General features: G+C 35.3%; 21 protein-coding genes and 2 pseudogenes. 20 read left to right on the top strand and 3 right to left on the bottom strand.

The genetic code is table 11. The features are described 5' to 3' along the window. Positions 1-156: 156 nt before the first annotated feature. Together MUW56_RS08160 and MUW56_RS08155 are read left to right on the top strand one after the other, a co-directional pair. A complete protein-coding gene (locus MUW56_RS08160) occupies positions 157-1,038 on the top strand; it encodes an RHS repeat-associated core domain-containing protein (RefSeq protein WP_292012722.1) in 882 nt (293 codons plus the stop codon). Then, positions 1,038-1,409 carry a hypothetical protein gene (locus MUW56_RS08155; RefSeq protein WP_292012721.1) on the top strand — a complete coding sequence of 124 codons (372 nt, stop codon included), beginning with the start codon at positions 1,038-1,040 and terminating at the stop codon, positions 1,407-1,409. Before MUW56_RS08160 ends, MUW56_RS08155 begins: the two co-directional genes overlap by 1 nt. Positions 1,410-1,456: 47 nt before the next feature. Here MUW56_RS08155 and MUW56_RS08150 read toward each other — a convergent pair whose 3' ends face one another. Then, on the bottom strand, positions 1,457-1,822 hold the full coding sequence (locus tag MUW56_RS08150) for a helix-turn-helix transcriptional regulator (RefSeq protein WP_292012720.1): 366 nt from the start codon (positions 1,820-1,822) through the stop codon (positions 1,457-1,459). A gap of 131 nt (positions 1,823-1,953) precedes the next feature. Here MUW56_RS08150 and MUW56_RS08145 point away from each other — a divergent pair, with 131 nt between their 5' ends. From MUW56_RS08145 to MUW56_RS08070, 16 genes and pseudogenes are all read left to right on the top strand, one after another. Then, a complete protein-coding gene (locus MUW56_RS08145) occupies positions 1,954-2,658 on the top strand; it encodes a CHC2 zinc finger domain-containing protein (RefSeq protein ID WP_292012719.1) in 705 nt (234 codons plus the stop codon). Beyond that, positions 2,655-4,301, top strand: a complete 1,647-nt coding sequence (locus MUW56_RS08140; RefSeq protein WP_367118563.1) for a toprim domain-containing protein — start codon at positions 2,655-2,657, stop codon at positions 4,299-4,301. The genes MUW56_RS08145 and MUW56_RS08140 overlap by 4 nt, the downstream gene beginning before the upstream one ends. A 102-nt stretch (positions 4,302-4,403) precedes the next feature. After that, positions 4,404-4,664 carry a hypothetical protein gene (locus MUW56_RS08135; protein WP_292012718.1) on the top strand — a complete coding sequence of 87 codons (261 nt, stop codon included), beginning with the start codon at positions 4,404-4,406 and terminating at the stop codon, positions 4,662-4,664. 620 nt (positions 4,665-5,284) lie between these two features. Continuing rightward, complete coding sequence (locus MUW56_RS08130; RefSeq protein ID WP_292012717.1) at positions 5,285-6,094, top strand: RHS repeat-associated core domain-containing protein; 810 nt, start codon at positions 5,285-5,287, stop codon at positions 6,092-6,094. Positions 6,095-6,506: 412 nt separating this feature from the next. After that, complete coding sequence (locus tag MUW56_RS08125; RefSeq protein ID WP_292012716.1) at positions 6,507-7,445, top strand: RHS repeat-associated core domain-containing protein; 939 nt, start codon at positions 6,507-6,509, stop codon at positions 7,443-7,445. Continuing rightward, positions 7,442-8,134 (top strand): hypothetical protein, encoded by a 693-nt coding sequence (locus tag MUW56_RS08120; protein WP_292012715.1) that lies wholly within the window; start codon positions 7,442-7,444, stop codon positions 8,132-8,134. Before MUW56_RS08125 ends, MUW56_RS08120 begins: the two co-directional genes overlap by 4 nt. A 31-nt stretch (positions 8,135-8,165) precedes the next feature. Continuing rightward, the gene (locus tag MUW56_RS08115; protein WP_292012714.1) at positions 8,166-8,978 is read left to right on the top strand and encodes a M15 family metallopeptidase; all 813 of its coding nucleotides are present in this window, start codon (positions 8,166-8,168) and stop codon (positions 8,976-8,978) included. Further along, entirely contained in the window at positions 8,975-9,430 is a 456-nt protein-coding gene (locus MUW56_RS08110) for a hypothetical protein (protein WP_292012713.1), read from the top strand. The genes MUW56_RS08115 and MUW56_RS08110 overlap by 4 nt, the downstream gene beginning before the upstream one ends. Further along, on the top strand, positions 9,427-10,374 hold the full coding sequence (locus MUW56_RS08105; RefSeq protein WP_292015392.1) for an RHS repeat-associated core domain-containing protein: 948 nt from the start codon (positions 9,427-9,429) through the stop codon (positions 10,372-10,374). The genes MUW56_RS08110 and MUW56_RS08105 overlap by 4 nt, the downstream gene beginning before the upstream one ends. A 5-nt stretch (positions 10,375-10,379) precedes the next feature. Continuing rightward, positions 10,380-10,808, top strand: coding sequence for a hypothetical protein (locus tag MUW56_RS08100; protein ID WP_292012712.1), 429 nt, complete (start codon positions 10,380-10,382; stop codon positions 10,806-10,808). Between the two features lie 103 nt (positions 10,809-10,911). Further along, positions 10,912-11,250 (top strand): annotated as a pseudogene (locus MUW56_RS22815) (hypothetical protein); the annotation flags it as partial. Next, the gene (locus tag MUW56_RS08090; protein ID WP_292012710.1) at positions 11,222-11,689 is read left to right on the top strand and encodes a hypothetical protein; all 468 of its coding nucleotides are present in this window, start codon (positions 11,222-11,224) and stop codon (positions 11,687-11,689) included. The pseudogene MUW56_RS22815 and the gene MUW56_RS08090, both read left to right, overlap by 29 nt. 269 nt (positions 11,690-11,958) lie before the next feature. Then, positions 11,959-12,293: pseudogene (locus MUW56_RS08085) on the top strand (RHS repeat-associated core domain-containing protein); the annotation flags it as partial. A gap of 628 nt (positions 12,294-12,921) precedes the next feature. After that, on the top strand, positions 12,922-13,149 hold the full coding sequence (locus MUW56_RS08080) for a hypothetical protein (protein ID WP_292012709.1): 228 nt from the start codon (positions 12,922-12,924) through the stop codon (positions 13,147-13,149). Positions 13,150-13,257: 108 nt separating this feature from the next. Then, positions 13,258-13,647 (top strand): hypothetical protein, encoded by a 390-nt coding sequence (locus tag MUW56_RS08075; protein ID WP_292012708.1) that lies wholly within the window; start codon positions 13,258-13,260, stop codon positions 13,645-13,647. A gap of 679 nt (positions 13,648-14,326) precedes the next feature. After that, positions 14,327-16,057, top strand: coding sequence for a GEVED domain-containing protein (locus MUW56_RS08070; protein ID WP_292012707.1), 1,731 nt, complete (start codon positions 14,327-14,329; stop codon positions 16,055-16,057). A 30-nt stretch (positions 16,058-16,087) separates the two neighbouring features. Here MUW56_RS08070 and ruvC read toward each other — a convergent pair whose 3' ends face one another. After that, entirely contained in the window at positions 16,088-16,642 is a 555-nt protein-coding gene (gene ruvC, locus MUW56_RS08065; protein ID WP_292012706.1) for a crossover junction endodeoxyribonuclease RuvC, read from the bottom strand. A 102-nt stretch (positions 16,643-16,744) separates the two neighbouring features. On the opposite strand from ruvC, the gene MUW56_RS08060 reads away from it, so the two are divergent. Beyond that, entirely contained in the window at positions 16,745-17,236 is a 492-nt protein-coding gene (locus tag MUW56_RS08060) for a hypothetical protein (protein ID WP_292012705.1), read from the top strand. Positions 17,237-17,238: 2 nt separating this feature from the next. After that, a complete protein-coding gene (locus MUW56_RS08055; protein ID WP_292012704.1) occupies positions 17,239-18,600 on the top strand; it encodes a M64 family metallopeptidase in 1,362 nt (453 codons plus the stop codon). Positions 18,601-18,679: 79 nt separating this feature from the next. Here MUW56_RS08055 and MUW56_RS08050 read toward each other — a convergent pair whose 3' ends face one another. Further along, positions 18,680-19,207 (bottom strand): 2'-5' RNA ligase family protein, encoded by a 528-nt coding sequence (locus tag MUW56_RS08050; RefSeq protein ID WP_292012703.1) that lies wholly within the window; start codon positions 19,205-19,207, stop codon positions 18,680-18,682.

The raw sequence follows: 19,207 nt of genomic DNA, 5'->3' as shown, positions 1-19,207 counted from the left end.
CTAAAAGCAATGTTCTATCCTTAAAATACCATTCTTATTTTTTTCAATTGAAAAAGAAAAATTATATTTACGTAAGCGGGCAAGAGAAGACGTTCACAGTGTAAAGCCTCGCGCAAGAAAAACCTGAGTAGGAAGCTTTGGAAAAGCTGAGCGGGATTGTACAATTATAAGTACAATGGAAAGGAATTACAGGAAATAGGAATGTATGATTATGGAGCGAGGATGTATATGGCGGATCTGGGAAGATGGGGTGTTGTGGATCCGTTGGCGGAGAAAATGACAAGACATAGTCCTTACAATTATGCGTTTAATAATCCTTTGAGATTTATTGATCCCGATGGAAGACAGGGAACCGATTGGATAAAGATGGTAGATCCTAAGACTAATCAAACCACTATGACATATGACGCGAATGTAAAAACTGTAGATCAAGCAAAAGAAGCAGGTTATGCAAATGTTGATAGTGTAGGAGCAACAGGAACAATAAAAGTAGATGGCAACACTACACATACTTTGAACGAAAATGGCTCTGTAACGCAAGTAGCAGACAATAGCACCTCTTACGGAAGTTCTAATATTAGCGGCATTGAAGTAAATGCATTAGAAACACCTATAAGCGGTATGGCTTCACAAATTTCTTTAAATTGGGCTCTTGGAGGAGGATTAAATTTAGCATTTGGGTTTGTTAAGGATTCATATGGAGATTCTTCTTTTTATTACACAATTGGAGGTAATTTAGGTATAGGAGCTGGTTTAAGTCTTGATTTTATTCCGATAACGGCAACAGATCCTAATAGAAACTTTCACGTAAGTGATTATGAAGGTTATGGAAATTCGTATAATGTAGGTGTTGGTCCAGTTTCTGGATCTTATGGGGGATCTACTAATGAAAGTAAATTAACGCCTTCACAAAATTTTAATTATAATGAATGGGGTAAAAACAAAAATGGATATACTACTAAGTCGGGAAGTTATGGAATTGGGGCTGAAGCTGGAGCTATGTGGACAAGGTCTAAAACTACTTTAATTGGGAGATAATGAGAAGTTCAAAAAGAAAATATTTCTTGGGTGTTTTAGGGGTTGTATTGATTTTTGCATCTATCCAAATCTATTTTCATTTTTATCCATCTAATGATGAAAATGATTTATTATTTAAAAAAATTAGAAGCAAGACTATAAAATCTGTTATTGATAGAAAATCAATAGATTATTCTAATCACGGGGCAACATATATTGTATATGGTAATGACAGTTTGCCCACACATACAGGTTGGAATGAGAAAATTCAAATTGGAGATTCTATTATAAAAGCAAAAGGAACATTAAAACTTGTAATAAAGAATAATTGGAAAATAGACACTTTAGATTATGAATCTAACATAGATGAAGTTCTATCTACTAATTTTTGAAATTATCCTCCTATAAAAAAACTGCCACTCTTTCGAGTGGCAGTTTTTTATTTTACATCTTGTAGCACGTTTGAGAGCGCATCTTTCAATTTACGTTTACCTATAAAAGCGTCGAGCATTGTGTATATGGTTTGTTTTTCTTCAGGAGAAAGACTTTCCATCAATGCTACTTTTTCCATCAGCGATTTATCGAGCGAATTAATTTCTTTGAGTTCATCAGTAGAAGCAAAAAGTTCTGCAAGTGTTATTCCCAAAGCTTTAGCAATACGTTCCAAAGTATTTACAGAAGGATCTGTTTTGCCGTTTTCTATACGGCTGTATTGTGCAGTATCTAAACTTGCATTAATGGTCACTTCCTTTTGAGAAAGGCTTTTAGCAAGTCTTATTCTTTTGATGTTTTCACCGATGTTCATATTGTGGACTTTTAACACAACAAATTTAGCAAATAGTTCCATATATTAGAATCAATAAAATTATATATTGTATAATAATACAATTTAATATATCTTTGCTGTATTGTAATAAAAGTCAAAAACTTTTCACTATGGAAATCTCCGCAATAAAATCCCAGTTATCACTCTCTATAATCTTGCAGTATTACGGTTTAAAACCCGATAAAAATGCGAAAATGTGTTGTCCGTTCCACGAGGATAAAACGCCATCAATGCAGGTGTATTACAAAACACAGACAGCCTATTGTTTTAGCAGTAATTGCAAAACCCACGGAAAAAGTATGGATGTGATCGATTTTATAATGCATAAGGAGAATTTATCCAAGTACGAAGCCATTAAAAAAGCTGAAGAGATTTTAAATCCAAGTTCCGGAAATCAAGAAATCAGCAGAGAACAATTTTTAAATAATATGTTCCAATATTTTAGAAATGCCATCAGTAACAGTAAACCAGCAAAAGAATATTTGGAAAAAAGAAATCTCGACAACAGTATTTTAGAAATCGGTTACAACTCGGGACAGTTCCACCACGGGGAAAGGAAAACGGAGGAATTATTGAAACAGGCTTTAGAAGTTGGATTGTTGCAGGACAAAGGATTAATCAACAGCAGAACAGGTGAAAAAGGTTACAGTCCTTTTGCGAAATGGTGCATCTGTTTTGCGCTTAGAAATCAGAAGAATCAAGTTACAGGATTATATTTTAGAAGTATTTTAAACGATGATAAAGCGAAGCATTATTATCTGAAAGACCGAAAAGGAATCTATCCCGGTTATCCAAAAAGGAAACTAAAAAACTGATTTTAACGGAGGCGATTATCGATTGTGCAAGTTTACTCCAGATAAAAGAAATACGGGACAATTACAGTCTAATAAGCTGTTTTGGAACCAATGGATTAAATGAAGAAATCTTAAAAGCAATAAAAGAACTTCCGGAACTTGAAGAAATTATTTTCTGTTTTGACCAAGACGATGCAGGAGAAAAAGCGGTAAAAAAATATGCTGAAGACCTTCGGGTTATGAGCCCGACGATTACGCTGTCAACGGTTGAACTTCCGAATAAAGATGTCAATGAAACGTTGCAGTTCCACAATGAAGAAATATTTATTGACTTATTAGAAAAACGGAAATTTATTTTTTCGACTGAAGAAGTTGTGGAGAGTCCCTCTATCTCCACAGAAAGAATACAAGTCACTGAAGAAAAGGAAATTACGAAAACCGAAAAAGACGAAATAGTAAAAAATAGTAAAAACTTAAATGCTGTAGATTTTTTAGAGCAGAAAGATTTATTGAAATCTCTCAATCAACTCATCGAAAAAGCAGGAATCATCGGGGAAGAAAACAGCAGATTATTATTGTTTTTAATCATTATAAGCTACTTAAATAAGAACCCATTACACGCATTGGTACAAGGAAGTTCGGGAAGCGGAAAAACGCATATTATCAGCAGAATTGCGGATTTAATGCCACAGGAAGATGTACTCCGGTTTACGAGAATTACAGAATCCAGTTTGTATAACTGGGGAGAATTTGATTTACACGGAAAGATAATTATCATTGAAGATCTGGACGGATTAAAAGAAGATGCTTTGTATGCGCTAAGAGAATTTATCAGCAATCAAGTGTTAAGAAGTTCAGTAACCATCAAGGATAAGAAAGGAAACAATAAATCTTCTCATAAGATTGTAAAAGGACAGTTCAGCAGTTTATCAGCAACGACCAAAGGCGAAACGTATGAGGATAATATGAGCCGGAGTTTTTTGTTGGCAGTCGATGAAAGCAAAGAACAGACACAAAGAATTATCGAGTATCAGAACCGCAGAAATGCAGGAGAAATCGATAGAAACGAACAGGAAAAGGCAATCGGTTTTGTACAGAAATTAGTTAGAAATCTGAAATATTACGAAGTAATAAATCCGTATGCAACAAAACTGAATCTTCCCGAAAAGGTTCATAAAATAAGGAGATTAAACGAAATGTATCAAGCGGTAATAAAGCAAGTTACTTTTATTAATCAGTATCAGAGAGAAGTTAAAAACGGTTTTCTGATTACAGAAATCGAAGATATAGAACAGGCTACAGAGGTTTTGTTTGAAAGCGTCGTGTTGAAAGTTGACGAGCTGGACGGAAGTCTGAGACAGTTCTACGAAAGATTAAAGAAGTATGTAAAGAATGAGAACCAAGAATTTATTTTAAGAGAAATAAGACAAGAGTTCAATATCAGTAAAACGCAAATGTTCCGATATATACAGGCGTTGACGGAATTAGATTACATCAAACAAAACGGAGGTTTTGCCAACAAAGGAATAAAATATAAAATCAGCTATTGGGATAATCACCAAAAATTGAGAAGTGAAATCAAAGAGTTTTTGCAGAATCAAATACGACAGTTGAAGAACGCTAACGGAACACCACAGGAACACAAAGGGAACGCTAAAATATAGGGTTACGACAGAAAGAAATACGATGAATAAAATATTTACAGAGAAAATAAAATCTTGCGTTCCAAAATTTAAAATATTGAGTAAGCAAAACGGTCGTAGAATATGGAAGACATTTATTTATTCAGAAAAGAATTACAGAATCTGGGCTATTGTGAAACGGTTACCAATACATATCCAAGACAAATCAGAGTGTTTTTAGAATTCATTAAAAAAGAGAATACAGCAATAAAATCCGAAGATATTTTAAACTATTACAACCATATAAAAACGGTAAAGGGAAAGAGAACAAAAAAGCCATTTCCCAATACTAGACCAGCCACAGAAAAAGACTTTTCTCTCCAACGCTTCAACCACCCGAAATAAGGAAAAATGCACCCCCGCTCTGAATCGCCGTTGAACTGGAAGTATGTTAAAGGATGTGGATTTGTGGATAAAGCCGAAGCTTTTGCCATCGTTATTTTACCCACAAGTCCACATCTACAACAACAGCGACAACAATACCACCGGAACCACAAAACAAATCGAAAGAAAGTATATATTTGTAAAACAATAGCCCACCTGGCGGGGTGGACTACTGAAAACTAAATTGAAAGAAAGTGATTACAACCGGGTTTGTAATCACTTTTTTAGTTTTCCTGTATTTTTAGTAACAATAACAAAGGCTGTCATCGCTAAAATCACGAGGAAAAGTAGTGCTAGAATGGTAATTGTATTTTCCATGGAACAAATGTAATTACAACTTTGATTTATTACAATTGGAAAACAGGTATAAAAAGTAATATTTTAATAATTATATGGTTTAAAAACCGTTTTTATTACATCCTTGTCTAAAAGCAATGTTCTATCCTTAAAATACCATTCTTATTTTTTTCAATTGAAAAAGAAAAATTATATTTACGTAAGCGGGCAAGAGAAGACGTTCACAGTGTAAAGCCTCGCGCAAGAAAAACCTGAGTAGGAAGCTTTGGAAAAGCTGAGCGGGATTGTACAATTATAAGTACCAAGGACAGGAGCTGCAGGAGACTGGATTCTATAGTTTTAAGTGGAGAAATTATATGCCGGATGTAGGTAGATTCTTTAATATTGATCCGCTGGCTGAAAAGTATGAAGATTACACTCCTTATCAATTTTCATCTAATCAACCTGTTCATGGAAAAGAGGTTGAAGGCCTTGAGAATGCCAATGATTTAAATAAAAAGCAAGAGGCTCGTCTAAGAGCTGTTTCTGATAAAAAGGTTCAAAGTTATGCTACAGAAGCAAAGAGAAACTTCAGTAATGTTTTTAACGGCACATTATCTTTAAAGCCCAAATTGGGAGCTTTGGGGGGAGAAGCTGGAATAACTGTGGGGCCATTAAAAGGGCATTTAGGAGGAGCTGTTGCTAAAATTGAGGGATCTTTAAATACACAAAAACCCTCTGCTAAGATTAAAGCTGAAGGATTAGCCGTAGAAGGGTCTTTAGGGATAAAAAAAGCTAAAATAGAAGGAAGCGCAGCTGCAATTTCAATGGAGGGAGAAGGAACTATTAAAAATGGTAAACCTTCTTTAAGTGGTAGTGCTGAAGGAGGGAAAGTCGAAGGAAAGATTACAACTGGAGATATTTCTTTAGATGTATCAGATTTAAAAATAGGAGGCGAAATAAAAGTATTCAAGGCTCTCCATGTAGGAGTGGAAATAAATGCAGGCGAAGCTATACAGGGAATTGTAAATACAGGGGGAATGGTTGGAACATTTTTCCAAAACTTTATTCAAGAGAAAGTAAATGATGTAAAAGATAAAATAAAAAGCAAATAAAAATGAAATTAAATAACTTGAATCTGAGTACGAAAGAAATAGTGAATATTGTTAAATATTCAACTATAGGAATCTTAATACCTATGTTTATAATAGGGATTACTTTTAATGCTTTAGGCTGGACATCTTCTACTCTGAATGATGAAAAGATTACAGGAATAAAGTCATTATTAGTATTTATTCTTACATTTCCTTTGTACATTATACTGTTCTTTATAATACAATTTTGTTATATATATATAGGATTGAAAATATATAATTTTGCAATAAAATTACTCAGAAAATAAAACGATTTATGCACCCATTCTTGTGGATCACGCTAAAGCTCATGGACGGTGAATAAAATATTTGGAACTACACCCCTCCATTTGAGCTGCCCATCTGTATTGATTATTGGAAACCCGGAGAGATTGTGGAAGTGAATACTTATTATCCTTTTGGGTTACTGCATAATTATACAGCTACCACTCAGAATGCGTATCAGTATAAGTACAATGGAAAGGAGCTTCAGGAGAGTGGAATGTATGACTATGGAGCGAGGTTTTATATGCCGGATATTGGGAGATGGGGAGTTGTAGATCCATTGGCGGAGAAATATCAACCAATGTCTACTTATCATATATCTGGGAATAACCCTATTTTCTACGTAGATTCTAATGGAATGAATTATGACGATTATGGTGTTGATGATAATGGAAATGTTAGCTTAATTCAAAAGACAGATGATAATTTTGATAGACTTTACAAAGCTAAAAGTGATTCCAATGGAAATGCCGTAAAAGATGAAAACGGCAATGCACAAAAAGCAACAGAAGGAGTAGGAAAAGAAAACCAAGATTATGTGAAAGTAGATAAAAGTAGTCCTTCTGACGGAACCCTTATCAGCCAGCTTTCGGGTAAAGATGGTAATGGTTTGAGTCACGGTACAACAACAAATTCTGTAGATGTAAGAAGAGTTTTTCAATTTGCAGCGGACAACAGTCGTGTAGAGTGGACAATAGGAGGATTTAGAACAGAAAAAGATGACACATTTTTAGTCGGAACTTCACACAAACTAAATCGGGTAACCGCGCCTTGGAATTTTGGAGCAGAAGGTCTTACATATGATAATCTTTTCTATGCGGGGCATACTCACCCTTTCACAAGAAAAGCTCAAGAACATGATAATTACATATCTAAAGATGGGATTTATAACTTTATATACTATACAGGAGCAGGAAGTAATATGAGAGAAAATTATTTTGTTCCATATTGGTTAGAAAAAGATCCAAAAACCGGAATAAATAGAGCTACAACAAAATCCAATGCAGGACAAATAAAATTACCTAACTTAATTCCAGTTGCACGATGAAATCATATATTTTATTAATACTCCTTTTAATATCAGGTATCATATCAGCTCAAGAAGATAAATTATCTTTTGTGAAAGATGAAAAAGTAAAAAAAGAAATTCAAAGAAGTTTAGAGTATTTTAATAAAACTAATACTATTCCCAATAAAATTAAAAATAGTGTAATTTTTATAACCTTTGAATTTGAAGACCTTCTTGAGATTGAAAATCTAGGTATTTATTATTCTACTTATATTCCTACTCAGTATGCAGAATTGAGTGATAAAGGGCAATTTAAATCGGACTTTCAAAATGAAAGATTGTATTTTAATTATTCAAAAAACATTATATTAGTTTTTGTGATGGGGTCTAAATATTTTGATAAGGAGCAAATGAAACAATTATCTAATCATGTTCAGATCAGCAAAAAAGATTTGATGAAATCCGAATTTTTTAAATATGAAAAAGGAGATGAATTTAATTGGGATAGAGTTGTTAATGTAATTAGTTTAGATAAACTAAACGATAAATTTATTCCCGTTCGGGTAAATACTTTTGATTTAGTGACTTTTATGGAAATTTGGTATGGAGTTGATGCAAAGGAAATTCCAGTCAGCCAGACAAAATATAAAGGAACAAATAAAAAGAATTCGAATATAAGTTTCATACATACCCAAAATAAAATAGTTAACTCTAGTTTATCAGTATAAGTACAATGGAAAGGAATTACAGGAGACAGGAATGTACGACTACGGAGCTAGATTCTATATGCCTGACTTGGGAAGATGGGGTGCGATTGATCCGCTTGCGGAAAAATATTTTAATGACTCACCATATGCTTACGTCGTAAATAACCCTATTAATTTAATAGATCCTAATGGTGAATCTTGGGAGCCTATAAATAAAAAAGGTGAAGTTGTTAAACTTAATGATAAAGAAAATATAGCAGGATATCGTTGGGTTGATTATGATACAGATAAAAACGGAAATAAAGTAGCTAGAGCGAATACTGTAGAAACAGCATATGTTTTTGGAGAAGGAGGTATGACAACTCTAACTTCTGAAGGATATAAAGCAAATCAAACTTGGCAAGCATATGAAGATATTAGTACAGGTAGTGAATCTACTGACAAAAAAATAGCTTCTCTTCATCCTTCTATTCAAAATCAGATGAAATCATTCTTGTTAATGGCAAAATATAGATTTGATGTAGATTTAAGAATAACGGATGGTTTTAGATCAGTTGAAGAACAGGATAAATTATATGCAAAAGGCAGAACTGCACCTGGAAGTATTGTAACAAAAGCAAAAGGAGGTCAAAGTAATCACAATTTTGGATTAGCAGCTGATGTAGTTCCTATGGAAAATGGAAAACTGAATTGGGAAACAAAGAATTGGGATTTAATCGGTCGAATGGGAGAAAGTAGAGGTCTTGAATGGGGAGGTAGATGGAAATTTTTAGATAGACCTCACTTCCAAAATTTACACGGAAAAACATTAAAACAGCTGCAAGCATTACCAAAAAAGAGTGGATTACCAATATTAAGACTATGAAAAATATAATATTTTTATTACTGACAGTGATAAGTTGCAATGCAAAAGATCAAAATAACTCAAGTTCTGATACTGTTCCTCTACTACAAGAAAGCTTAATAAAAAAAGATACCATAATCACTTATAATATTGATGGTATTTCTTCTGAAGGCTCAGAAGCAGTAGTTATCTATAAACGTAAAAAAATTTATGAAAGTAAAATAAATATTTATGGAGAAACAGGTCAAGCAGAGTTAATCTATAAATTTTATCCTACAAAAATTGAGGTTATAGAAAAGACGCATAAATATAAGGGAGATTTAAAAAGCGTTAATAGTAAAGAGGATTTGAAATTAGTCAATATAGTAAAATACTATATTGACTATAAAGGAGAACTATTATCGAATCCACCAAAGAAACGTATAGACATTTTTAAGGAGTTTAAAAACAATGTTCCTTTTGAAATAAAATAGTTGCAAGTTCATATCACTATAAGTACAATGGAAAGGAATTACAGGAGACAGGAATGTACGCAATGGACTTCCGTCATTATATGCCCGACATAGGTAGATTTACAGGGATGGACAGACTTTCTGAAATATTACCTACGCTTACACCATATCGTTTCGGATTTGATAATCCAGTGAACTTTGCTGACCCTACAGGCTTATTTGAAACCAGAAAAGAAGCAAGAGCTTATAGACGAGAACATGGAATTACTGGTTCTATAAACAGAAATGATGATGGTTCTTATTCAATCAATGATAAAACGAATCATGTTAGCTATACCATGGGAACAGAAAGTTCTGGAGAAAACTTTGCGAATGATGGCGTACAGGAATCTGTACTAATTACAGGAAAAGCAAAACCACAAACAACGGAAACAACAAACTGGTATGGTCCCGGCGGACAAGCGAACTGGGCTTTTGGCACAGGAGCTACGATAGCTGGTTTTAAAGGGATTATAAATTCTGAGCAAATGTATGCTACAGGTCTGAGAAGAGGATTAGCCGGAAATTATCAGTTAAGTGGCAGAAATCTTAGCTTGTTTGGGAAAATGCCAGCCACAAAAGCTACAATCCCTATTTCTAAAGTGGGAAGATGGGGAGGAATACTAAGTAAAGCGTCTTTTGGAGCAGGTGTTGTAATGGACGGAGTTGGTGTTTGGAATTACACACAGAATCCAAATTCTCCGAATGCCGTTCATCCGGCAAAAGCAGGATTAAATACAACAATGGGAGCAATTGGTGTTTGGGGAGGACCTCCGGGAGCGATTATTTCTACGGTTTACTTTGGTATAGATGCTTTTTATCCGGGAGGATGGGCAGGAGCAGCGACAGATCAGGAAAGATTATATCAGGAAAATAAAGCAATAGATCCCAACTGGCAAGCATTTCCAGGAGCTATGAAACAGTAAATATTATGGAGTTTATAAAAAAAAGCTATTATTATTTTTTCTATAAGATTTATCGTTCTATAGAATATACTTCAGAGTTATCAGGAGGAAGCTTTCTCACATCTTTTAAAGCGGGTTTTGTTATGATTGTTTTAGAGATATGGGTCTTAATGTCATTGGGAGCGTATTATGCTACTTATACAAAAACGGCTGTAGAACTTTCTATTTCAATGCCTATTATATATATACCTCTATTAATTATTATTGGGTTTAATTATTTTACATTGGATTATAAAGATACTTGGAAGGGATACAATGCTGAATTTGACAGGTTACCTAAGAATAAGAATAGACTTGGGAGCTGGATAGTTTTTGGAATAGTATTATTAATAATCAGCAATTTGGTTTACTCATTTTATCTGATGAGCCAAATAGACTGGAGTCAGTATAGATAGAAGAAGCCTCGCATAATTGCGAGGTTTCTTTATTTATAAGCTAATCTATTTTTAGCATGCTGTATAAGTCCGTCCAGTGAATACATGAGGTCATAAAAATGAAAATATTCCCGCAGATAAATATAAGTTTGTAGATCAAGCAACTGTTTATTTAAATGAAGCTAAGAATCCTGATTTTGGTAAAGCGACAGAAAGTTATCGAGTTGGGCAAGCAGCAAGTTTTGGACAGCGAGTTCTCAATGCAGCACAAAAAGAATCCAGTTATGGTAATAATCCTATGGATATGATTAACGAATATAATAATGGAAATACAGGAGGTGTGACTATTACACCATATAATGGCGGAAATGGTTTGCCAACCAGTACAACAATAACTGTCAGTGCAGGAAATAATACTTATCCAACAAAAACATATGAAGATATTAAATATCCCCAAGAATAATTATCTCTTTTTAGTTTTCTTTATATTTTCCTGTAAAGAAAATAAGCAAGATAAAATAAAGTCAGTTTTTGCAGGAGAAGTCAGCAAAAAATGGTACAGTTACAATATTGATAGTACACATTGTTCTCAAGCGTTTTATCCTTTTAGAGTCTTTGAGTTTTTCAAAGACGGAAAACAAATTCAATATATAAATAATTTTACTACTAAAAATCTGGACACAATACCAAGAAGTGATATGTACAATCCTGGAAAATGGTTCGTTATCAATGATTCAGTAGTTAGTATAAGCTCTGTAAGAAATCCAAAAAGTGGATATTATTATAAGTTTAATAGAAAGATACTTTACTACAATAAAGACACTATCATTTTACAAGATGGAAAAGATGGTAATTACAAGGGTGTTTTAATTCTTACACGATATAAAGAAAAAGATAAATAAAATAAGAAAGCCACCGATCAGGTGGCTTTGTTGTTTTATAAAATGCTTTGCAATTTAGTTTGCTTAAGGAACGCATCCAGTAGAGCGAAGACGTGTTGTCTGTCGTTCTCTTTTAGTTTTTGTATGTCTAAAATTTTAGCTACAATATTTTTATCCAGTAGAATATGCGTAGAACCTACGAGATAATCGAAAGGCGCTTCCAGAGCTTCTCACGCTCATATCTAGCGATGACAGCACCGTGAACGTCCACCAGTTTGTCCACTTCGTTATTTGAAAATAAGTATATTTACAACGATACTGACCATTTAGGAAATGTACGATTAAGTTACATGAATAACGGATCAGGAGTTGAGATCATTGAAGAAAACAATTATTATTCTTTTGGATTAAAACATGAGGGGTGAATGTGTTGGCGGGGAACCCTGCTTATCAGTATAAGTACAATGGCAAGGAACTCCAGGAGACAGGAATGTATGATTATGGCTGGAGGCAATATATGCCTGATGTTGGTCGTTGGATGCAATTAGACCCGTTAGTTGAAGATACAGAAGATCCTTATGCCTATGTTTATAATAATCCGATCAGTCTAACGGATCCTGATGGAAGAGCACCGGATGATGGTGGAGATGATGATTGTTGTAATGAATTTTTTACTGGGGTAAAAGGAGGCTTTGTCGGAACATTCAAAGGAATTGGAAATTTCATAGCTCATCCTATTGATGGGACAAAAAATGCAGTTAACAATTACACTTGGAGTGATTATGGTGATAGTGTGGCTAATTCTATGACATTTGGTATTTATGGAACAGCTAAAACAGCAGGAGCACTGATACAAGGAGATTCTAAAACAGCAGGGAAAATAACAGGAGAAAAAGCAGCAGAAGTTGTTATTGTTGCAGCTACAGATGGGCTGGGAAGAGGAATTAAAGGTATAAGAAATGCTAAAGATCCTGGCTTAGGAAATCAGTTCAAAACAAAAACTACTTCGCAGGTAAATAATGCAATGGAAAAACAAGTTAACAAAGGAAAATTAGATAAAGTTTATACAGACCCTAAAAGTGGTTCAACTTCTTATAAAAATAAGAAATCTGGTTATTCATATAATGTAGATACTGGAAAATCAGGAAAAACGGGAAAAAAAGTAGAGCCTGCACATATTGATGTTAACTATCCAAATCCTAAGCCTAAAAACATGCCACCTAAGAAAAAATTACCAACAAAAGAAGATTAATATGATATCATTTATAAATTATAGTGGTGTTCCTGAACAATTAGAGGTTATTGTTGATAAACAAGGAATAGAGGAATTAATAGAATATTTAAAATTTGTTAAGCAAAGTGAAGATCATATACACTTAACATTAGGAACAGAGTTAGACGAATACCCTGAAAATCTAGAGCAAGGGGTTATAAATGTAAAATCAGTAAGATTAGAATTTTTTAAATCTGATAGTGTATAACTGATAAAAAAACATAGGCTTTCCCAATCATAAATCAATTTTACCGAAGTAGGAAAAGTTATTCCTATGTATGATAATGGTAAAGCAACTTTTGAAAAATAATAATATATGTATACTGAAATAGAACAACTAATTTTAGATATAGACTGGTTTTTTACAGACGGAATTTATGTGTCGTTTATGGCTTCTGGAGGAGGTAAATTACCTGATTCAGTAATTAAATCTAAAGAGAATCATGAATTGCTAGTTAATTATTTTAGAAATTTACCAGAAATATCTGATGTAATGATTAATCCCGAACTTGATGGATTATTAATCAAAATATTTGGTTCAGGAGTTGATGAAAGATATCTGGAAGATTATGTATTGATGGCGAAAAAAGGGTTATATTCTTTTGATAAAACTATTCCAAATAATTTTTTAGATCCTTATTATCATTTGGTAGCAAGCCCTAAAAAGCCATTACTACTAATATATAATTTTAAATATTCAATATAATAATAAGCTTGCCGAAACAACAGAGGTTAATATATTGGAGATTATTTTATAAATGCTTTGCAACTTAGTTTGTCTAAGGAGCACATCCGGAAGAGCGAAGATATGCCATCTATCATTCTCTTTTAGTTTTTGTATATCAATATTAAAAACAATACTTTTTCCAAAGAATATCTTTAGACCCTACAAGATAATCCAAAGACACTTTCAATGCCAGTTTTGTAGCCTCCTACATAGATGGTTTTTACTTTCTCACGCTCATATCTAGTGATGACAGCACTTTTTTAGGGGCATTTTTTATGGAAAGAAAAGTAAAATAGGAGTACCGCTTCAAAGTCTTTTGTCTGCCATTTTAAAAATGATACTCTTATCTTTTTGGCAATAATGGATGATCAGCAGAATTGAAGCAGGTTTTAATAAGGATATGTTAAAAAATAATTCATTTTTGTGGGTTTTATTTTTGATGTTTTACTTTCAAAATGCTATTTTAGCGGTGAATTAATCAATAAAAAGTAATTTGAATGAAGAAAATTAATATTATTTCTCTGTTTTTGTTGTTTATTAATGTGTTTTCTCAAAGTCATGATCATTATTGTGGTTTTGATACTGAAATGACAAAAATGGACATGAAATTTCCGGAATTAAAAAAAGGAGAGAAGAAGTAGAAACTAAATTAAGGAGTATGGACAAGCAGTCCTTTCTCAATAAAGTGGGAGGAAGTACTTCATGGAACGGTTTGTATACCGGACAGGTGTTTGAAATTCCGGTAGTCGTACATGTTATAGAGTCAAGTGCAGTGGCCAATGCCAATTTAAGCCTGACCGATCAGAATATCAAAGACTGGATCGATAGAGCGAATAAGATGTATGCAACCACCTATGGAAATGGTTTTTATCCGGAAGGAGCTGGAGCAGCAGGAGGAAATGTGATTCCATTTAAACTGGTACTGGCCAAAAGATCTCCAGGCTGCCTGCCTACCAGCGGTATTGTAAGATATAACGGAAGCTCAATTCCTTTGTATGATACAAGAGGTGTTGATTCCAGTGGAGGAGGAAACGGTGCCAGTGACGGCGCTATTAAAACATTGGCACCTCACTGGCCGGAGACGTCTTATTTCAATATCTATATTGTGATAGGGTTTGATGGGCAGCAGCAAAACGCCGGCGGATTGATGGGGTATGCAAGGTTCCCGGATTCCTACGATTATTTTTATGAAAGTTTTATGAAGGTAGCCACGCTTAAGAACCTGAATGATACAACCCTTACTCATGAGCTGGGGCACGCCTTTGGTTTATACCATACTTTCCAGGGAATTTCTTATACCAACCAGACTGCCTGTCCTGTAAATAATAACTGTGCAACAGACGGGGACCGGGTTTGTGATACTTCCCCCTCAAGAAGCATGTATGGAATTGCTGTACCGGGAAATACCAGCACAGATCCATGTACCGGGCAGAATTATGATGGAACTCAGTATAATGTAATGAACTACACCAATTCCAACCGTAAATTTACTGAGGGGCAGAGAGACAGAGCAATCATGCTCATGATGGAGTATAGGAAAGGTTTAATGAACTCAACTGCAGCTCAGGACCCTTCTGTTGTGATTCCATCACCTGTTTCTGTAGTGGCCACCCAGTGTAATCCGGCAGGAATTGTAAATCCGGCCAACAATAACTTTGCGGTAGGACCTACAAGGGTTCAGTTTGCCTCCATCAGCAGTATGACCAATGGCTATGATTCTGATGAGGCTTCTCCTAAGTTTTATGATGATTATGCTGCGGCAAACTGTATCAGACCTGCTTATTATACAGATATACCATCCGGCTCAGGTACACCGCTGAAAGTTTATTATGAAAACGGGTTTGGCCAGGCAGAAAAATTTAAAACAAAAGTTTGGATAGATTATAATAACAACGGAACATTTGAAGATGCTGAGTTGGTCGTGAACAATACATCCAACTCCATGGCGACAGGAACGGGTAACACTATTACCGGCAATATTATCCCTCCTGCAGGAGCTGTAACAGGAACTTATCTGAGAATGAGAATTGCTGTAGATGCGGCAACCTATGGAGGTGCCACTCTTCCGGATGTGACGGCTTGTTCCCAGCTGCAATATGGACAGATGGAAGATTATGCAGTGAGAATTATCAGTGCTGAACTGAGTACATCAGAGGTGAAAGGGGCTTCTGAAGCCAAAATCGTATATCTGAAATCTCAAAATAAACTCAGACTGGTCGGAAACAGGAATGAGGCATTTGGAAATTACCAGATTTATACTATAAGTGGCCAACTGATCCAGAAAGGAAATGCTGCCCATGAAATCCAGATCAGCAGAGAACTTCCTGAAGGAGCGTTCATTATCAGGTACTCGGATAAAAACAGATCTAAGAAATTTTTAAATAACTAAATTGTAAAAGTCCTTGAAAAAGGGCTTTTTTTATTTCAATCGACCCGGATTCTGTTTCAGAAAGCTTTCCCAGCCGGAATAGGATTTTGTATCTGTTAACGTTCCCGAATTAAAATGGTGGCATACGGCGACAGCAAGACCGTCGGAGGCATCTAAATATTTTGTGGGGAACTCTTTTAGTTTAAGAAGATTTTGCAGCATTCCTGCAACCTGTTCTTTACTGGCGTTTCCGTTTCCGGTGATGGCCATTTTAATCTTTTTGGGAGAATATTCAGTGATAGGAATATTCCGGTAAAGGCTGGCTGCCATCGCTACCCCTTGTGCCCGTCCCAACTTCAGCATACTCTGCACGTTTTTTCCATAGAAAGGAGCTTCGAGGGCTACTTCATCAGGATGAAATTCATCAATAAGGGCTAACGTCTTATCAAAGATATATTTAAGCTTGGTTTCGTGGTTAGGATATTTTTTTAAGATCAGTTCATGAATGGAAATCATCTCCATGTTCCCTTTTTTAACGGAAATAAGACCAAATCCCATCACTGCAGTTCCGGGATCAATACCTAAAATTATTTTCTCTGAAATCATTGGGTCAAAGATAGGACTTTCTTTACTTTTTATAATACTAAAAAAAAATTCAAAGAATAGTGATTTGTATGTAAATCTTTATTAATTTTAAAAAAAATGATTATGAAAAATTTAGTAAACTTATTAATTGTTCCTGCCTTTCTGTTTTGTAGTTTCCAGAAAGAGAGCGGATTGGCTTCCGTCAGGAGCGTAACAGTGGAAAATACGGTAGAAAAAAGCGACCGTATTATGTATTTGTTCTTCAAGGCAGATAAAGACAGATCCGGAAATGAAAGAATCACCCTTCAGGAAACTAAAATTTCAGAAGGAAGACTGAAAATCACCCCTTCCTTTGATAGAAATGAGGTGCAGACCGGAGATTTTATTATTACGTTGATGGGTGCGGATGGAAAAGAAGCAGCACAGCAGCGGGTAAAAGATCCTTTGAATCCTGAGCTGGAAGTTTACGAGAAAGAAGGACTGTCCAGGCATAGAGCTCCTCTTCAAAATGCAGAATTCAGTGTCAGATTTCCGTATGCTGAAAACATTCAGCTGGTAAAAATTGAAAAAGCCACAGATTCCGGACTACAGTTATTATTCACTCAAAAACTATAATCATGAAAAAAATTTTATTATCCCTTCTTATTGGAAGCAGTTGTTTTGGACAGGTATTTGACAAAGTTCCCCTGTTGCAGAGCGGAAGTAATGATAAGCGTGTGGTCATTGCCATTTTAGGAGATGGATTTACCTCAGCGCAGCAAACGTCATTTGTGTCATCCGCACAGTCAACGGTGGATTATCTTTTTACGAAGAGTCCCTACAAAGAGTATAAAAACTATTTCAATGCCTACGCCGTTAAAGTAATTTCAACGGAATCAGGAGTAAAGCATCCGGGAACCGCGACAGACGTTACAGAGCCTGCAATCCCTGTTTCTAATCCTAATAATTATCTGGGATCAACCTTTGATGTAGGTGTCCACAGATGTATCTACAGCAATACCACCAATAAAGTAGGACAGGTACTGGCTGCGAATATTCCGGATTATGACATCACCTATGTTCTGGGGAATTCTACAGAATATGGAGGCTGTGGAGGAACATATGCTTTTGCATCCCTTAATGGAGCTGCCAGCGAAATTGTAGTTCATGAATTGGGACATTCCTTTGGAAAGCTGGCCGATGAATATTGGTTTGCCGGTTCCCTTGAATCTCCCAACAAAACAAAAACATCCAATCCGGCCACAGTAAAGTGGAAAAATTGGGTAGGAGTGAATAGTGTGGGCGTTTATCCTTACACCGAAAGCCCGACCTGGTTCAGACCCCACCAGAGTTGTGAGATGAGGTATCTTAACCAGCAGTTCTGCTCCGTTTGTAAAGAAGCCATCATAGAAAGGATCCACTCGCTGGTTTCTCCCGTAGATTCTTATACTCCTGCCAATAATACGACTGTTAACGCCAGCACCAATATTACTTTTACCGTTAACGAGATTCTTCCGATTCCCAATACTCTGGTGAATACCTGGAAGCTGAACGGTACAACGCTCAGTGTAACCGGCAATACAGTAACCATAGCACCTCCCCAGCTTAATAGTGGAAATAATACATTGCTCTTCTCTGTAACCGATAACAGTACGCTTCTGAAAGTGGATAACCACAGTACTCTTCATTTTACCAATATCAGCTGGACCTTAAGTAAAACAGCTCTTAAAATAGCCAGTGTAAAAGCGGAAGAAAGAAAATTCAGCATCTACCCCAATCCGATGAACGGAGAATTCTATATCAGGGGAAAACAGGATTTTTCGAAGAATGTCGGGGTTCAGATACATGATGTTTCAGGAAAGCTGATTCCTGCAAGATTTGAATTAAAAGATCCGTCAACGGTATTTGTTGACATCAAAAATGTTCCTTCCGGTTCCTACCTTCTTACTGTGACAGAAGATGAGCGGCAGATCATTTCCCAGAAGATCATCAAAGAATAAACAGAACTATTTTTAGAGATTATAGTCTTTTCAGGACGAGATATACAATATAAAAACCGGCCTCAACAGCCGGTTTTTTTTACTTGTTTTCCAGGTTCTTTTCTGCAATAGGAATCCATTTCCCATCATGGCGGAGAAGTGATATTTTGTCAACTAAAAATTTAGTTTTATATTCTTTGTGTTCATATTTTTCCCACGCTTTAAGGTAATTTTCCCAGGTAAGGTCTCTGTAACCTACTGTCATATGCGGATTGAAAGAATACCTGGCAAAATTGAACTGTTGTGTGACTCTTTGGTAAAGCTCAGTTAAGCACGCATTATTTTCGGGCTGAGCAAAGATCACAGGATTCTTAGGATTGGGGAAACTTCCAAAGCCGTTCATTACTATTTCAAAAGGTGGCATTTGAGTGTCAATTTTCCGGAATGCCGTGAAAATATCATTTTCAAGTTCAATCTCTCTGAAAAATGGAGGGAAGAGGGTAAGGTGAGCATCATTTTTCAATGCCTTGGAATTGCCGTACTCTTCCGCAAAGTCTCTTTTAAAGACCTTAATCTCCTCTATCATTTCTTCAGGTGGATAGATGGCTATGAAATACAGTTTTTTCAT

It is taken from the genome of Chryseobacterium sp., assembly GCF_022869225.1.
In the GTDB taxonomy this organism is placed as follows: domain Bacteria; phylum Bacteroidota; class Bacteroidia; order Flavobacteriales; family Weeksellaceae; genus Chryseobacterium.
The sequence above is the reverse complement of the archived record's forward strand: the minus strand, read 5'-3'. Positions and strand labels throughout refer to the sequence as shown.

What these genes read in the sequence shown, in the direction of transcription:
- MUW56_RS08155 (WP_292012721.1), top strand. Translation starts at nt 1,038, where the DNA reads ATGAGAAGTTCAAAAAGAAAATATTTCTTGGGTGTTTTAGGGGTTGTA.
- MUW56_RS08150 (WP_292012720.1), bottom strand. Translation starts at nt 1,822, where the DNA reads ATGAACATCGGTGAAAACATCAAAAGAATAAGACTTGCTAAAAGCCTT.
- MUW56_RS08145 (WP_292012719.1), top strand. Translation starts at nt 1,954, where the DNA reads ATGGAAATCTCCGCAATAAAATCCCAGTTATCACTCTCTATAATCTTG.
- MUW56_RS08135 (WP_292012718.1), top strand. Translation starts at nt 4,404, where the DNA reads ATGGAAGACATTTATTTATTCAGAAAAGAATTACAGAATCTGGGCTAT.
- MUW56_RS08120 (WP_292012715.1), top strand. Translation starts at nt 7,442, where the DNA reads ATGAAATCATATATTTTATTAATACTCCTTTTAATATCAGGTATCATA.
- MUW56_RS08115 (WP_292012714.1), top strand. Translation starts at nt 8,166, where the DNA reads ATGTACGACTACGGAGCTAGATTCTATATGCCTGACTTGGGAAGATGG.
- MUW56_RS08110 (WP_292012713.1), top strand. Translation starts at nt 8,975, where the DNA reads ATGAAAAATATAATATTTTTATTACTGACAGTGATAAGTTGCAATGCA.
- MUW56_RS08100 (WP_292012712.1), top strand. Translation starts at nt 10,380, where the DNA reads ATGGAGTTTATAAAAAAAAGCTATTATTATTTTTTCTATAAGATTTAT.
- MUW56_RS08090 (WP_292012710.1), top strand. Translation starts at nt 11,222, where the DNA reads ATGAAGATATTAAATATCCCCAAGAATAATTATCTCTTTTTAGTTTTC.
- MUW56_RS08080 (WP_292012709.1), top strand. Translation starts at nt 12,922, where the DNA reads ATGATATCATTTATAAATTATAGTGGTGTTCCTGAACAATTAGAGGTT.
- MUW56_RS08075 (WP_292012708.1), top strand. Translation starts at nt 13,258, where the DNA reads ATGTATACTGAAATAGAACAACTAATTTTAGATATAGACTGGTTTTTT.
- MUW56_RS08070 (WP_292012707.1), top strand. Translation starts at nt 14,327, where the DNA reads ATGGACAAGCAGTCCTTTCTCAATAAAGTGGGAGGAAGTACTTCATGG.
- ruvC (WP_292012706.1), bottom strand. Translation starts at nt 16,642, where the DNA reads ATGATTTCAGAGAAAATAATTTTAGGTATTGATCCCGGAACTGCAGTG.
- MUW56_RS08060 (WP_292012705.1), top strand. Translation starts at nt 16,745, where the DNA reads ATGAAAAATTTAGTAAACTTATTAATTGTTCCTGCCTTTCTGTTTTGT.
- MUW56_RS08055 (WP_292012704.1), top strand. Translation starts at nt 17,239, where the DNA reads ATGAAAAAAATTTTATTATCCCTTCTTATTGGAAGCAGTTGTTTTGGA.
- MUW56_RS08050 (WP_292012703.1), bottom strand. Translation starts at nt 19,207, where the DNA reads ATGAAAAAACTGTATTTCATAGCCATCTATCCACCTGAAGAAATGATA.